Source organism: Photobacterium sp. SKA34 (genome assembly GCF_000153325.1).
Lineage (GTDB): Bacteria > Pseudomonadota > Gammaproteobacteria > Enterobacterales > Vibrionaceae > Photobacterium.
The window spans coordinates 280605-295027 of the sequence record NZ_CH724142.1 but is presented as its reverse complement, the minus strand read 5'-3'; the positions used below and the strand labels follow the sequence as shown (position 1 = coordinate 295027).

Here is a 14423-nt window from a genome sequence, read left to right as displayed (position 1 = left end):
CACTAATGAAGATATTGCTACTTGGTATTGGCAATGTCTTGTACGCCGACGAAGGAGTCGGCGTACATTTCGTCAATTACCTCACCGAAAACTACCGCTTTTCACACCCAGAACATCAGATTGATCTCGTGGATGGTGGTACCCTTGCGCATAGTTTGATCCCAACCTTAACCCAATATGATCACCTTATTGTGATTGATACTGTTAATGCTGCTGGTGTAGATGCTGGCGAAGTGTACTTTTTCGATTTTGATAAAGCGCCACCTGAGATCGACTGGCAAGGCAGTGCCCATGAAGTAGAAATGCTTCAAACATTGATCATGATGGAATTGGTCGGCGATCGCCCTAAAACATTCGTATTAGGTGTTACCCCTACTGTACTCGAACCGATGCATTTAGGACTAACACCTAAAATTTATGCTGCTATTCCTACCATGGAATCAGCCATTCTGAAGCATTTAACGGATCTGGGTATTAGCTGCGAACGCGTAAACAATATTGAGATTAATAGCTTGATCCCAACCGCTTATAAACGAGGAGTAGATGCATGAAATTAGTTCAATTTTCTTTTAAATGCTCACGCCAAGTGCCGTTTTATGCGCAATTATGTAATGACTATTTAGCCAATGAACCTTATGAAATGACCATTGGTTTTGTTAAAAATCGTTATCTAATTGAAGCGGTTGGTGAACAAGCACAACTTGAAGCATTAGCAGAAAAAATTGCCAATGATTTCCTGCTTTCCATTTGGTTAGTTGAATCTAAAGTGGAAGAAATCATCCATCGTGAAGGCAGTGTTGTTCCTCTGATTAATACTCAACATCACTTACCTTTTTGCCAACATTGCGAGCCATTATTAGGCGATAACCAATCGCCACGATTTGGTGAGCTAGCATTACCTTGTGCATGTTGTCATGGTGAGCAGCGTTTACATCAAGCAGTTAGCATCAGCCAATTAAAAGTTTGGGCTAATGATATTCTTACCACTGGCAATGTGTTATTTACCTTAACCACAGAGCAAGGTAAGCATCAGGAATTCCAACTCAGTACAACACCGGTTTTAACCTCATCGCAAGAACGCCCACAAATTCTGATCTGTAATCCTAATAATGTACCTTTGCATTTCTTTACTCCATCAGAGCACGTACTCGCGTTATCAAGCCTTGAGAAACCGCGCGTTACGGTACAACCCAGAACACAACATCGACAGTTACAAGCCCCCTTGTATGATTTATGTTTTAGCTATAATCGCGTACTAACAGTATTTACTGAAATTTTACGTCAACAAGGCGTTGATTTCGTATTTATTAATACCAACCATTGGCAACCTTTAATTACATGGATAGAAAAAGGTTGGAGCCAAGTCGATAGCGATCCTGAACTTGATCTTCCTTTGTCTATCAAAGCACTTGAACCCTTACACGATCAAGCTTGCATTAATGGCTTAAATGCCTATTGGCATAAACGTCGAATTCATTTCGATTATAAGCCAAATCATCCAAACGATGTCCCCTCTCATGCGCTGCCTATTTGTGCATTACATGGCGGTAATATTGAATCAGGAAATGGACGAAATACCGCTGTTATTTATTTTGGTCGATACGCTGCAGGTGAAATTGTTTGCCAAGATAAATTTACCCGTACAGATAGCTTTTTAGTTTTACCTAGCTTGCCACAAACAGGTCATGAAATTATTCGCCTAATGGCAGCAGGAGAACAAGCAGCGATTCTTGCCAAATTTAAAGAGTCGCTACCTTATAACTATCAAGCCCTAAGCCAAATTAACCTTACTGATAGTCATAATCAGCTATCAGGTTTATTTGCTGTTGCGGCCACCATTCTTGGCTTATCAACATCTAGTACTAATAGTATTCAATACTTAAACGATGCACTGATCGCTAAAGCATTACAGAACAGTGGTCAAAAAGGTCATCGTGTTGATTACTCATTAGATATGGTGGATGGCAAGCGCACGATTGAATGGGCAAAAACATTGGGGAGCCTAATGAGCTTTTGTTTAGTTGTTGATGAATCAGAGCTCGATAAACTTGCTTTTGGTATCATGGATTCACTCGCTGACTATATTGCTAATTGGCTCGAGCGTATAGATGAAACTACAGGTTTAAATGCTGTTGTTTTAGCTGGCAGTGATTTTGCCAATGAAGTGTTGACTGAACGTCTATCACTCCGTGTGGGTAAAAACTTTACCATTACGGTTAACCGTCAATTAGAACTCGACGGTAGTAACCTAAGTGCTGGCGCGTTATATTTAAAAATGCGTCGTCGTTAATTAAATAAAAATAATAAAGCTCTACTGTTATAGAGCTTTATTATTAAGTTTACGTTCTAATATTTATATTCAATGGTTATTTTAAATTATGATGAACATCTATAGATGATGCATTAAGGCTTTACATGCTTTATCGCCACTACTTAACATCAATAAGTTTTTAAATTGGCAGACTTCAAACCAATTCGTTCCATGTTGATCTAATACCTCTGCTTCAAAAACATCTAAAGTAATATTATTACTACGGCTATATTGATATAACTCAACCTTTTCACCTTCCCATCCATCCATTGCACCTATAGATTTAAAATTTAATTCTTTTTCCTTTTTAAAACCCCAACTAACTGTTTCATCGATATTTGTTAAAACAGCCTCATCGTTAAAGCCAATGGCACTAAAATGCAGTGGGCCAACATCAACTTTTGATTTATCTTTAAACTGACTTACTATATAAGCTGAATCTTTTTTATTTTTCGCTTGAATTAAACAGTTATGATAACTATATATGGATTTAACTTTTATCGGTTTATTATTAATAATAAGATCAGTGTTATTCATATTTAAACACGTTTCTTTGTTCTCTTGAGTAAAAAATGTAATCATATTAAAATCGGCATCATAAGCTGCAACACTATTTCCCATATTACTAATTACCATAGGAAATAAACCAACTTTATTGCTTTTCCATACCTCTGAATTAAATGATGCTGCATTTCCCTTAGTTGTTAAAAGAGCAAGCACCATCACTATAATTATATTTCGCAATTTTAATCCACTGTCAAAACTCAATTGATTGTTATACTTCATATCCATCCTATTTCTTACTTTGATAGTGTAACCAAAACTCACGCCATACCTCACCAGGCTGTCCAGAACCAATACAGTGATCATCAATCCTTATTACAGGTTTAAGTTCTTCAATAGAATTAGAGACCCATACTTCATCAGCTTTTTTCAATGTGTTTGCATCAGGGGCTATTTCATAGACTTGATAACGCAATTCTTTAGCTATTTGAAGAATGATATGCCGCGTAATTCCCGGTAAAATATTATCAATCGGAGGAGTATAAATGACCTTATCTTTGACCATAAACAAATTACTGCTAGCAGCTTCAACTACGCATCCATTACGGATAAATAACGCTTCATCCTGTGGTCTCCCCTCTAAATAAAGTTGCTGATATGCCATCACATTCGCTAATAAGCTCGTTGCTTTTATATGACAATTCTGCCATCGCTTATCAGTTTGTAATGTTGCAGAACAACCTGGATATGAAAGATCAACAGTAGAAGTAAATGGAGTTGTAAAGATCAAAATTGACGGCGCAACCTTGATAGGAAAACGATGATTTCTCGATTCTTCAACTCCTCGTGTTACTTGGATATAAATCATCTGAGTTGCTTCAACTTCAATAATTATATTACTTATCAGCTCTCTCCAATAGAGTAAGCTATAAGGTGATTTAATACCAACTGCACTTAAACCATTCAATAAACGCTGAAGATGAAGTTCGCCCTCTAGCATCTTTCCGCCATATACAGGTATAACCTCATAAATACTATCACCAAATAAAAAGCCGCGATCAAACGGTGATATCGCAACTTCATTTAAAGGCATGTATTTACCATTAAAAAATGCCAAGCTCATATTATTCCTCTCAGTCATTCTTATAATCATCAAACTACCTAATGGCATAAGATTATGCGATGATTATGCTATGAACAAACGACTTATGGTTATTCAATCATGACAAAAAGTTATACTAGGCATCGTTATCAACAGCTACCATCACAGCAATCCATCCGTGTTTTTGAGTCTGCGGCACGCCACTTGAACTTTACACTGGCGGCAGAAGAACTTTCGATTACACAAAGTGGTGTTAGCAAACAAATAAAAGGTTTAGAACGATTTTTAAATACATCTCTCTTTATAAGAAAAGGGCAAAAGATTGATTTAACAGACACTGGACGTTTATTTTATACAGGCTGCATAGAGGCATTAGACTGCCTTCAACAAGCTATTGACACGATTCAAGGGCAAGCTGGTCAATTACGCTTACAGGCACCGCCAACCTTTGCGAGTCGCTGGTTAATTCCACGTATGGAGCTACTTCACAAAAACCTACCTGAACTATCACTGCATATCGAAACGACGTGGTTACGGACTATCCAAGACTATATTCAAACAGAGCCCAATCAATTAGTCATTCATGCTTGTATTAATTACCCATTTAATAATTTGCGAACTGAATTACTACGCGAAGAATCGCTATTTGTCGTCGTTTCACCTGATTACCTTGCACGCAATGGTCAGATAAAGTCAGCACAAGATCTTGTTAATCATACTTTACTGCATACTCGATTAGATGGTCACATTCATTGGGAAGCGTGGGCTAATGCTATGCACCTCCATGATTTAGATACAACAATAGGTTATGAGTTTGAAACATTGGATATGGCATTGTCTGCTGCAGAAAATGGTTTAGGCGTTTTAGTCTGTGACTTTCTATTTGCTTTTGAAGCACTCACTAATGGGCGCCTCGTCATCCCGTTTAGCATGCCAATAGTAACAGGATTACGATATGTGCTTCTCAGTCAACCCAATAGACACTATCAGGCATTACAGCAGAATTATCTTAACTGGCTATATCAACAAATTAAGCAAGATAATCAAGAAATGGAACAATACCTTATAGATCTCGGCTTCGATACTTCTGAGCGTAGAAAAGGCATTTTATGAACATAACGTTAGTCACATTAAGATTAGCTTGCTCTAAAAGCAGCATGGTGCAAGATAAAGAAATCAAATGAATATTTATAATCAGTCATTCATTTAATAATGAGAACAGCTAAAATATCGTCATTATTTTGACGAAGATTGTGTATTAATTACAAATACGCAACATGATCAACATAAAAAACTAGACACCAAGGCACCAAGATCTCAAAATAATTATAATGTGATTTTAATTATCTTTAGAATCATCTAGATTGATTTCATACCTAGCCGGTAATTAGGCCCTTTGCCTAGAAATAATCAGAATGCATTGATTATTAAGCCTCATTTAACGATGGGGCTTTTTTTTACCCCTATCAAAGCCATGATTTCCCTTGCATTTAATATGGCTTATTTTTCATTTAATAGCATAATGTAGCAACACATCTTTCTTATATCACTACACTTTATAGTGATAGAAAAGTCAAAATAAATAGTCAGCCAATACTCACGCGTAGCTTTAACTTGTTAATAAAAGGTAAATTCATTAACTGGTAATATAATCTTGAATTGCATAACGACGTTACCCTTGAAATCTCTTAAACCAATTGAAAGATATTTAATCAAAAATATTTTCAATTGTACTCACAAAGGCTCCGTAATAATTTAAGTGACATTGTCACATGCAAAATCATAAATATAGACATTAGACTTTATAATAGTCCCTAAGTGTTAATGGTTATGGGTTAGAAATTCTCTTCTCGCGCGCTATATTCCTAAAGCTCACTAAGAACTCGAGATTTGAGATGATTCAAACAAGGTTATGCGGCACAAATCAATCTTGCATCAATTGGATTGAATAACAAATAACAAACAGAACGAATAAAAAAGGCAGTACCGATTAAATCAGTACTGCCTTTTTATTAGAAAACATCTTTAAACGTGATGTTACTCAAGTTCTAGCTGCATTAGCATTAAATCTTCTCCATCAATAACCTGTGTACGATTACTTTGGCAATGGTTGCAAATAATGCTGCGCTCGTTATGGGTGGTTTCTTGACCACACTCGAAACATGATAATACTAATGGTTGGAGCTGCATTTCAAATATAGCGTCATGACAAACCCCTTCTAACTTAAAGGTTTGAAAGGCTGTGTCTAATAACGCAGGTTCAACACCACTTAAAATGCCGACTTTTATAGCAACACGAGTCACTTTAGTCGCCTCATTATCTTCTGCATGTTGTTCGCATTGTTCAATTAAAGCACCAACAATGGAATATTCATGCATTAACAGATCCTCGGAAGTAACTCACCTTACGGTAGATCTAAATAACGACGACTGCCCCATCCGCTAGTTAAAATTACGCGACCTGCATAATCGTCACTGACTTCACCGATAATGGCAGCATCACCACACGCAGCAAATGCGCTTAATACTTCTAATGCTTTTTCTGCTTGTTCTTGTGGTAGTGCGATAATAAATGTTCCTTCGTTTGCAAGATCAAACGGTTCAAAACCGTATAACTCACAAAGCCCACGTACCTCTTCACTAACAGGCACATCATCTTCAACCACATTGATGCCAATGTCAGACGCCTGCGCCCATTCGTTAAGTACCGCAGACAAACCACCACGCGTGGCATCACGCATTGCATGAATATCAAGATCAGCGGCAATTAATGCCTCAACAGCAGGCCATAAGGTATTGCAATCACTGATAAGTTCAGACTCTAGCGTTAGCCCTTCACGTGCCATTAAAATAGCGGCGCCATGTCGACCAATATCACGAGAAACAATGATTGCATCACCCTGTTTTAGGTTACGTACCGAAATATCAGGTTGAGTAATAGTGCCAACACCAGTGGTATTGATGAACAAACCATCCGCACAACCTTTCGGCACAACTTTAGTATCACCACACACGATTTTAGCGCCAGAAATACTGAGCTCATTTGCCATGCTATCAACAATCGTTTTTAGATTAGCAACATCAAAGCCTTCTTCGATGATCACACTGCAACTCAAATACTGAGGTTTTGCGCCCATCATTGCAAGGTCGTTCACCGTACCTGCAATGGCTAATTTACCGATATTGCCACCAGCAAAAAACAATGGCGAAACCGTAAAAGAATCAGTAGTAAAAGCTGTTTTACCATCCAGTGTTAAAACCGCAGCATCTTCTTCATTACGAAGGATGTCGTTATCAAACGCTTTAAAGAATAAGCCTTTGATTAGCTTATTCATTTCCTGACCACCGCCACCATGACTTAATTGAATCGACTTGGACGTAGATAGGGTTGTTAAATCAATATCAGTCATTATTAAACACCTCGGTAACGGAAATAAGCATTACATGCACCTTCAGAGCTCACCATACAGCTACCTAGTGGTGTTTGCGGTGTACAACCACGTCCAAAGACTTTGCAATCTTGAGGTTTAGCTAGGCCGCGAAGAATATCACCGCATTGACATGCTTTATGATCATCAATCGGTGTCATAGGTAAGCAGTCTGCAAAAATAATTTCAGCATCACGGTGTTGATAAGCAGCATTGAGTTTTAAAGCTGAGTTAGCAATAGGCCCTAAGCCACGCCAGCGGAAACTATCACGCACATCAAAACAACGTTTAACCGCTTGTTGAGCAATCATATTCCCCTCTTCTGTTACTGCACGCGTATATTGCACATCGAGTTCCGGTTCGCCTGCGATTTTTTGTTTAGTGATACGTAGAATAGATTCCATGACATCAACGGGCTCAAAACCTGCAACCACAACAGGTGTATTGTATTTATCTACCAATGGACGATAAATCTTCGCCCCTTCAATCACACTCACATGTGACGGACCAATAAATGCATTCACTTTAACCCCTGGATCAGCCATTACCGCATCAACTGCTGGCGGCACTAATACATGATTAATGTGAAAATAGAGATTATTGATTTGGCGTTGCTCGGCCAGCTCAACTAAAACTGCGGTCATAGGTGTTGAGGTTTCAAAACCAATGGCGAAGAAAACCACCTCTTTATCTGGGTTTTCTGTCGCAATAGCTAAGCAATCAAGCGGATCGTAGATCGGTCGAATATCACAGCCTTTAGCACGATATTGCGCCAAACTACCTTTTGAACCCGGAACGCGGATCATATCGCCAAGGGTAACTAAAATAACGTTGGGTTGGCATGCCAGTGCGGCGGCATGATCAATACGCTCTTTGGGCATGACACAAACAGGACAACCGGGACCATGAATAAAATCAATATTCTCAGGCAGTAACTGCTTTAAACCATACTTCATGATGGTATGTGTATGGCCGCCACACACTTCCATCACTTTTAAAGGCTCTGGTAATTGTGGCGCAATGGCTTTTATTTGCTCGGCTAAACTCAGTACAGTATCAGCATCACGAAAGCCTTGATATAGCTGTTTTAATTCAAAACTCATAATGCTAATGGCCCTGCTTCTGCTAACAGTAAGCGATACATTTCTAAACTTTCTTGAGCATCTTTATCATCAATTTTGCTCATCACAAAACCAATATGGATTAATACATAATCCCCTAACGCCAAAGGCTCAGTTAATAGATGACAGCTTACTGTTCGCTTAACTCCCATGGTATCAACCGTGACACTATTTTCTTCTGGATGTAACTCAACAACCTGAGAAGGAATCGATAAACACATGATAATTATCCTTCAATAAGATTGTTGTTAATCCATGATACAAGCGGTTGGAAGCTTTCAAGATCGTGGGTTGATAATGAAATAACTTCAACATTAGGGTTAAGTTTTTGTAGTTGCGCTTTTGCTTCTTCAATACTGAAATCAAAATACGGTAATAAATCACACTTAGTGATAAGAACTACATCAGCGCGGCGGAACATCACTGGGTATTTTTCAATTTTGTCATCGCCTTCTGGTACTGAGAGCAAAACGATATTTTTATGAGTACCCACATCGTAACTCGCTGGACAAACAAGATTACCGACGTTTTCAACAAAACAAATATCAAGATCATCTAATTCAATATGATGAAGTGCGGAATGCACCATAAACGCATCAAGATGGCAGGCCGAGCCTGTTTGAATTTGGTATGCATTAATACCCTGTGCTTTTAATCGTTCAGCGTCGAGTGATGTTTCTAAGTCACCTTCAACAACTGCATATTTCAGCGGCGTATACTGATGCAGATGTTCTAATAGCGAAGTTTTACCACTGCCAGGGCTACTCATTAAATTAAATGCAGTCACATTTTTTGCATTAAAATGTGCACGATTATGTGCCGCTTCTACATCATTTTTATCTAGGATTTTATGAATAACTGATAATGTTTTTTTATCATTAAGCTGAGGGTTTGCTTGTAATTGGTGATGATCACCACCAGCGAGTGAACAACCGCAATCTTGACACATAGGAGCTCCAACCAACATCAGTTTACCGACTAAAAGAGATAAGAGGTAAACATTAAAATACTAAAAGGTATAAAGTGGTTATTTAATCAACCATAACCAAAAATTTATCTTTAATTATCTATGCTATAGAAGAATATTGCAATTGTATGACGATTTATTTGTGTAGAACTATGATTTACGATATTAGTAATAAAAGTTAATGCGCAAGCAATACGAGCAATTGTCAGATTATATTCAGGCTTACTGACTATCATCTGACAATACAGATTGAAACGCATCGTATATTAGCGATATCAACATAATTAAAGAGAAATTCATATGCATACTAAAACATCAAGCTTAAAATCAAAGCTACTAAAAGCTGCTGTTCCTCTAGCACTTGCATGCGTATTTACCGCAGCTCCTGCTATGGCAAAAGAGACTGCCGTTGTTCCAGCTGCTGCTCCTCAAATTACAGCTCAGCAGCAAAATATTGCTAACCGTATTGGTGTAATTCAACAAGAGCTTGCGGGTATCCGTCATCAGACTCTTCAATCTCACCCTGAATTAGTGAAAGAGCTAAAAGCTTACGAAACAGCTTTTAACAACAAAGTAAAAGAGAAAGGTTACAACCCAGAGAAGCTAATCAAACGCGCTCAAGAAATCCAACTTGAAGCACGTAAAGGTGATTTATCTAATGCGAAGCGTACTGAGCTTATCAAAGAATTTACCAGCATTCGTACGGAATTAGCGAAACAACAGAAATCTATCCTGTCTGATTCTGCAATTAGCAAGCAAGACAAACAAGTACAAAAAGATGTACTTACAGCGATGAAAAAGCAAGATCCTAAAGCAGAGAAACTGCTTACTGAATTAGATAGCTTAGTGAAACAATTTAAAAGTTAATTATTACTATTAATGAATAAAAAAGGATAGCCATGGCTATCCTTTTTTTATTTATTAGCTTTTCTATAAATTATTAATGACAAAAAAGTTAAAAAAAAAAATCATATTCTCATTGCTAATAAACATTATTATTACTAAGGTTAATCACGAAAGAGCTTAATAACTACCCCAACTGTTACAATCATTCCAACAGAAAGGTAATATTATGATTTTATTAGTAAAACTATCAATATCAATATTGTTATTCACCTTTTCAGCATTCTCCTATGCTATATCTCCTCCCATCAATCCCCCTGAAAAATATAAATATAGCGTTCAGGTTGATACCTATAACACAAATACATTAACAAGCATCAACTGCCAAGGTACGTTAATCAGTCCTAGTTGGGTATTAACCGGATTAAAATGTATTGAAAATGACAGTTCAGCTAAAACCTATGTCGCTGCTATGGCTGATTACTTCGATGTGACTTATCTAATATCAGTCAAAAAAGCCTATAAATTTAAGAAGAAAAAATTTGTTCTTCTTCAATTAGATGAACCTATTACAACAAGTTCAAACGTTATGCTCTCAGACATTACCCTTTTACGTGAACCTCTTTTACCTGAGCATGGTCGTTTTTCAGCAGAAATTGTTAAAGACCGCTACGAAAGCACAACATTTAACATCAAAGGTAAAAAAAAGAAAACGCTTCGCCATAATACAAGACCTGTTGAATTCGAGAAAGATTTGAAAGGTAGTGCATGGGTAATAAAAACGCATAACTTGGGTGATGTACAAATTGGTTTGACTCACACTCGTTACCTAGCAATTCAAACAGCCAGTATTGCGAATAAAATCGACCGTATTATTCGCCAAAACTCTGGTGAAACAGTCAATTGGATTGATCGCCAAACGTTATTAGATACGCTTGCTTGTGAAGCTGAAGGTACCTGCGTTGAACGTTAATCCTGAGTGTCCTGAGGGTGTACTAGATTGTGGTGATGTATGTGATTGGAATAATTGCTCTGTTCCGGAAGTGATCACAGTTGAATCTACAGCGTATCGTGCACCATACATCATCAACAATGGCGTAATGACGATTAATAACCGACTGCTAATGAGTTAAACATGTTGTTTATAAGCTCTTTCAATTAACTCAAAGCAAAAAAAGAGTGGCTATAAAGCCACTCTTTTCTTTTATTCTAATAAGTTACAAGCACAAAGGTTTATCTTGACTTAGCATTCTCATGCCTTTAACAATTTTAAATAACCAATAAAACGCAGCTACAATAGCAATGGTACCACCTACAAATGGCAGAACATTTAACACACTATTCATGACATCGTGAAGCATTGAACCTTGCAACCAATAATCAGCGCCGGCAGCTATACCCGTTGTTGTTGCCGCTGTTACACCCAATAACACGAAAAATGTAAAGAACAAAAAGAAGCTACGGATAATGGAATAATAGTGACTATATGTTAGCTCATCAGTACCTTTGTTTAATTGGTACCCTGCATAAATGATTGCCACAATACCTGAGGTAAGCAGTGTAAACGGAGTAAGAAAGCTTGCAATATACGCAAACCACACGCCTTTTTTATTATCTTGTGTCATAACGTTAATCCAAATCTGCAATAAAGGTAATGATTTCCCTCCGATTATCACAGGTATTTCAGCGACTTCAAGTATCGCTGAAAATTAGAATGATCGGGATCAAAACAGGCTATTTACACTTCACTAAAGTCTGCTATAACACCCTAAACAAACAAATGCCCGTACATTTCTGCACAGGCATTTATAAGAGAGTGGCTTGAAATGCTATAGTTTTTCTTCTGCCGACTCGATCTCACTGCCGTCTTTAACGCGACGGTGACCTTCTTGTAGATGAACAAAATCTACTAAATCATCACCACTCACTTGGAATGCTTGGCCAAAGCCTTTAACAAATAAACCTTGAGTCGGTGCTAAACGGAACAATGAAAAGTCTTCTAAACCACTTAAGCCTTCTACAATTTCACCGAAACGAGTTTGCAACGCAGCCACCCCTTGATGCCAACGCTCAGATTTACGCTCAATCACACTTACATCAGCTTCAAAGGTTAGACGCTTACGGGCATAAAGTACTTTAGATGCAGATTCGTCTTCAATCATCATTAAAGAGACTTGCGGATTTTCAAGTAGATTTCTTGCATGTTTAGCAATTTGGCTAATTAGCACATAATAACCATCATCAAGCAAAGCAAACGGTGCATAGCTCACATTGGGTTTACCGTTCGCATCTACCGTTGCTAATTGTAGCGTTTGGCATGCTTCGCGGAATTCTTTAATCTCAGGACCAAGGCGATTTTGCAAACGTTCCTGTTTTACTTCACTCATGATATTTCTTCCTCAATTTGACTAGCTTTATTTTGACCTAGTTCTTCGACTAAATTTATTTAATTTGTTTTAACAACTTAAATTTCTCAATTTGCTCTGGGAACAAGTTACGTTGTTTGTCTCTACCTAAATAGACTTTAAATACACATTCACCTGTTACGGCAAAAAAACCGATGAAGTAACTTTCCTGCCCCATAAAGGGTTTACTGACGAGCGCGACGTCCGAGACATGCTCTAAACGCAAGTGACCATGTAACTCGCCCTCTTTACCCATTAAATTATAATATCCACGCGCCTCTTTGCCTTTCGGGAATGCTGCTTTTACTTCAAAAATAGAGCCCATTGAATGCACAATCGTAGTCACCGGTCCCCATTCAGGTAACGATTCTAAAATTGTTTTTGCTAAATGGCCTGGCAATAAGCACACCATCTCATCAGGGTAAGACATAACAATCTCACCTTCTGTTACGCCTAATTGCTCTGAGATCGAAACAGCATGAAGCTTAGGATTTTCAGCTAATAAAGCAGCGACTTTCAATTTCAATTCTTCACGAGTGTATTGCTCAAACACCTTGGTTTTCCTTCTTTTAGATATTTTTCTATATAGCTTGCTTCTATAGAAAAAAACTATTTATTGCGTCCATAAATTCTATGCATTTTTACTTTAACCTTTGTTACTTACACGCTCTTTATTGAGCAAGTCTAAGTTTTACATTATCGGCTAGCTTTGCTCATGATATTAATGATTAAATAATATTGCAAATGATAATTGATATTATTCGCATTTCATGGATAATGAGGTTATACGTGTTATAAACGTTAGTATTACATTTATAAAATAAACCTAACCCATTGAATAAAATTAATTATATTAAGAAATACACCATGCTAAAAACCGCAATTAAACATTTAGTTCACATTCCTTCATCTGTTCAATAAGGCTTATATTGTGAATATTAAACGTTATCTCATTGCTGGCTGTGCTTCTATTCTCTTTAACAGCCTTATTGTGTCAGCAATGCCAGAGAAGAAGATCATTACAGTCCCTCTTGAACAGTCGACAAGCGTGGCCGTCAACTTAGTATCACTGCCTAATATAAAGCCAGAACCCATCATTGAACCTGCTAGGGTGCAACCACCCGCCGTAGTGACTCCTCAACCTGTTGCTAAAACTACGCCAACACCAAAAACAACAATGAAAAAGTTGGTAAAAAAATCAGAACCTGAAAAGAAAACACTTAAGGCTCCTATTCAAACCAAGAAGAAAGCCCCGAAAAAAATAGAAAAGAAGCCAGTAGTAACGAAAAATATTCAGAAGAAAGTTGAGAAAAAAACAGCGACTAAAAACGTAACAAATGCCCAACGAAAAACTGAGAAATTTGAACTTAAACCAACAAATTCTAGCAAGCCTGTATCATCAAAACTGGCATTAAATAAGCCAGCTACAGCTAAAAAAACAACGGTTGGAGCAAATTCACCTCAACTTGTCTCAAAACCCACGTTTGCCACTAAACCTTCCCCTGTGAAGTATCCACGATTAGCAAAACGTCGTGGAATTGAAGGCACTGTCTTAGTTGAAGTACTGATTGCAAAAGATGGTCATCAAGTTAAACAGAAATTGATTAAATCGTCTGGCGCTAGTGTGCTTGATAATGCGGCACTTAAAGCGATTAAAAAGTGGCGTTTTTCACCCCATATTGTTGACGGTATTGCTATTGCACACCGTGTTCAAATTCCCGTTCGTTTCAAATTGGATTAAA

General features: G+C 37.6%; 17 protein-coding genes. 7 read left to right on the top strand and 10 right to left on the bottom strand.

Features of this window, described 5'->3' with window-relative positions; genetic code table 11:
- Window positions 1–5: 5 nt before the first annotated feature.
- Together SKA34_RS10360 and SKA34_RS10355 are read left to right on the top strand one after the other, a co-directional pair.
- Window positions 6–551, top strand: coding sequence for a HyaD/HybD family hydrogenase maturation endopeptidase (locus tag SKA34_RS10360; protein ID WP_006645473.1), 546 nt, complete (start codon window positions 6–8; stop codon window positions 549–551).
- Entirely contained in the window at window positions 548–2290 is a 1743-nt protein-coding gene (locus SKA34_RS10355) for a hypothetical protein (RefSeq protein ID WP_006645472.1), read from the top strand. The genes SKA34_RS10360 and SKA34_RS10355 overlap by 4 nt, the downstream gene beginning before the upstream one ends.
- 99 nt (window positions 2291–2389) lie before the next feature.
- Here SKA34_RS10355 and SKA34_RS10350 read toward each other — a convergent pair whose 3' ends face one another.
- Both SKA34_RS10350 and SKA34_RS10345 read right to left on the bottom strand, forming a co-directional pair.
- A complete protein-coding gene (locus tag SKA34_RS10350; protein ID WP_006645471.1) occupies window positions 2390–3103 on the bottom strand; it encodes a hypothetical protein in 714 nt (237 codons plus the stop codon).
- A 1-nt stretch (window position 3104) separates the two neighbouring features.
- Window positions 3105–3968 carry an aminotransferase class IV gene (locus SKA34_RS10345; RefSeq protein WP_232284265.1) on the bottom strand — a complete coding sequence of 288 codons (864 nt, stop codon included), beginning with the start codon at window positions 3966–3968 and terminating at the stop codon, window positions 3105–3107.
- A gap of 69 nt (window positions 3969–4037) precedes the next feature.
- Between SKA34_RS10345 and SKA34_RS10340 the strand changes: the two genes are divergently transcribed.
- Window positions 4038–5030 carry a LysR substrate-binding domain-containing protein gene (locus SKA34_RS10340; protein WP_006645469.1) on the top strand — a complete coding sequence of 331 codons (993 nt, stop codon included), beginning with the start codon at window positions 4038–4040 and terminating at the stop codon, window positions 5028–5030.
- A gap of 924 nt (window positions 5031–5954) precedes the next feature.
- Here SKA34_RS10340 and SKA34_RS10335 read toward each other — a convergent pair.
- Genes SKA34_RS10335 through hypB form a run of 5 tightly spaced genes read right to left on the bottom strand, consistent with a single transcriptional unit; the run spans window position 5955 to window position 9415 of the window.
- On the bottom strand, window positions 5955–6296 hold the full coding sequence (locus tag SKA34_RS10335; RefSeq protein ID WP_006645468.1) for a hydrogenase maturation nickel metallochaperone HypA: 342 nt from the start codon (window positions 6294–6296) through the stop codon (window positions 5955–5957).
- 26 nt (window positions 6297–6322) lie between these two features.
- Window positions 6323–7327 carry a hydrogenase expression/formation protein HypE gene (hypE, locus tag SKA34_RS10330; protein ID WP_006645467.1) on the bottom strand — a complete coding sequence of 335 codons (1005 nt, stop codon included), beginning with the start codon at window positions 7325–7327 and terminating at the stop codon, window positions 6323–6325.
- Window positions 7328–7329: 2 nt separating this feature from the next.
- Window positions 7330–8448: a hydrogenase formation protein HypD gene (gene hypD / locus SKA34_RS10325; protein WP_006645466.1), complete on the bottom strand. Its 1119-nt coding sequence runs from the start codon at window positions 8446–8448 to the stop codon at window positions 7330–7332.
- Window positions 8445–8687: a HypC/HybG/HupF family hydrogenase formation chaperone gene (locus SKA34_RS10320; RefSeq protein WP_005368247.1), complete on the bottom strand. Its 243-nt coding sequence runs from the start codon at window positions 8685–8687 to the stop codon at window positions 8445–8447. The genes hypD and SKA34_RS10320 overlap by 4 nt, the downstream gene beginning before the upstream one ends.
- Before the next feature lie 5 nt (window positions 8688–8692).
- The gene (hypB, locus tag SKA34_RS10315) at window positions 8693–9415 is read right to left on the bottom strand and encodes a hydrogenase nickel incorporation protein HypB (protein ID WP_006645465.1); all 723 of its coding nucleotides are present in this window, start codon (window positions 9413–9415) and stop codon (window positions 8693–8695) included.
- A 318-nt stretch (window positions 9416–9733) separates the two neighbouring features.
- Here hypB and SKA34_RS10310 point away from each other — a divergent pair, with 318 nt between their 5' ends.
- The 3 genes from SKA34_RS10310 to SKA34_RS23205 all read left to right on the top strand — a co-directional run bounded on the left by SKA34_RS10310 (window position 9734) and on the right by SKA34_RS23205 (window position 11409).
- On the top strand, window positions 9734–10300 hold the full coding sequence (locus SKA34_RS10310) for a hypothetical protein (RefSeq protein ID WP_006645464.1): 567 nt from the start codon (window positions 9734–9736) through the stop codon (window positions 10298–10300).
- A 205-nt stretch (window positions 10301–10505) separates the two neighbouring features.
- Entirely contained in the window at window positions 10506–11249 is a 744-nt protein-coding gene (locus tag SKA34_RS10305) for a trypsin-like serine protease (RefSeq protein WP_006645463.1), read from the top strand.
- Complete coding sequence (locus SKA34_RS23205) at window positions 11239–11409, top strand: hypothetical protein (RefSeq protein ID WP_006645462.1); 171 nt, start codon at window positions 11239–11241, stop codon at window positions 11407–11409. The genes SKA34_RS10305 and SKA34_RS23205 overlap by 11 nt, the downstream gene beginning before the upstream one ends.
- An 84-nt stretch (window positions 11410–11493) precedes the next feature.
- Here SKA34_RS23205 and SKA34_RS10300 read toward each other — a convergent pair whose 3' ends face one another.
- From SKA34_RS10300 to hutX, 3 genes are all read right to left on the bottom strand, one after another.
- On the bottom strand, window positions 11494–11901 hold the full coding sequence (locus tag SKA34_RS10300) for a hypothetical protein (protein ID WP_006645461.1): 408 nt from the start codon (window positions 11899–11901) through the stop codon (window positions 11494–11496).
- 204 nt (window positions 11902–12105) lie between these two features.
- A complete protein-coding gene (gene hutZ / locus SKA34_RS10295; RefSeq protein WP_006645460.1) occupies window positions 12106–12663 on the bottom strand; it encodes a heme utilization protein HutZ in 558 nt (185 codons plus the stop codon).
- Window positions 12664–12718: 55 nt separating this feature from the next.
- On the bottom strand, window positions 12719–13234 hold the full coding sequence (gene hutX / locus SKA34_RS10290; protein WP_006645459.1) for a heme utilization cystosolic carrier protein HutX: 516 nt from the start codon (window positions 13232–13234) through the stop codon (window positions 12719–12721).
- 378 nt (window positions 13235–13612) lie between these two features.
- Between hutX and SKA34_RS10285 the strand changes: the two genes are divergently transcribed.
- Window positions 13613–14422, top strand: a complete 810-nt coding sequence (locus SKA34_RS10285; protein ID WP_006645458.1) for an energy transducer TonB — start codon at window positions 13613–13615, stop codon at window positions 14420–14422.
- The last annotated feature ends 1 nt before the right edge of the window (window position 14423 follow it).

Bases quoted from the DNA above. Each gene is read 5' to 3' on its own strand.
- SKA34_RS10360 (WP_006645473.1), top strand. From the start codon at position 6: ATGAAGATATTGCTACTTGGTATTGGCAATGTCTTGTACGCCGACGAA.
- SKA34_RS10355 (WP_006645472.1), top strand. From the start codon at position 548: ATGAAATTAGTTCAATTTTCTTTTAAATGCTCACGCCAAGTGCCGTTT.
- SKA34_RS10350 (WP_006645471.1), bottom strand. From the start codon at position 3,103: ATGGATATGAAGTATAACAATCAATTGAGTTTTGACAGTGGATTAAAA.
- SKA34_RS10345 (WP_232284265.1), bottom strand. From the start codon at position 3,968: ATGATTATAAGAATGACTGAGAGGAATAATATGAGCTTGGCATTTTTT.
- SKA34_RS10340 (WP_006645469.1), top strand. From the start codon at position 4,038: ATGACAAAAAGTTATACTAGGCATCGTTATCAACAGCTACCATCACAG.
- SKA34_RS10335 (WP_006645468.1), bottom strand. From the start codon at position 6,296: ATGCATGAATATTCCATTGTTGGTGCTTTAATTGAACAATGCGAACAA.
- hypE (WP_006645467.1), bottom strand. From the start codon at position 7,327: ATGACTGATATTGATTTAACAACCCTATCTACGTCCAAGTCGATTCAA.
- hypD (WP_006645466.1), bottom strand. From the start codon at position 8,448: ATGAGTTTTGAATTAAAACAGCTATATCAAGGCTTTCGTGATGCTGAT.
- SKA34_RS10320 (WP_005368247.1), bottom strand. From the start codon at position 8,687: ATGTGTTTATCGATTCCTTCTCAGGTTGTTGAGTTACATCCAGAAGAA.
- hypB (WP_006645465.1), bottom strand. From the start codon at position 9,415: ATGTGTCAAGATTGCGGTTGTTCACTCGCTGGTGGTGATCATCACCAA.
- SKA34_RS10310 (WP_006645464.1), top strand. From the start codon at position 9,734: ATGCATACTAAAACATCAAGCTTAAAATCAAAGCTACTAAAAGCTGCT.
- SKA34_RS10305 (WP_006645463.1), top strand. From the start codon at position 10,506: ATGATTTTATTAGTAAAACTATCAATATCAATATTGTTATTCACCTTT.
- SKA34_RS10300 (WP_006645461.1), bottom strand. From the start codon at position 11,901: ATGACACAAGATAATAAAAAAGGCGTGTGGTTTGCGTATATTGCAAGC.
- hutZ (WP_006645460.1), bottom strand. From the start codon at position 12,663: ATGAGTGAAGTAAAACAGGAACGTTTGCAAAATCGCCTTGGTCCTGAG.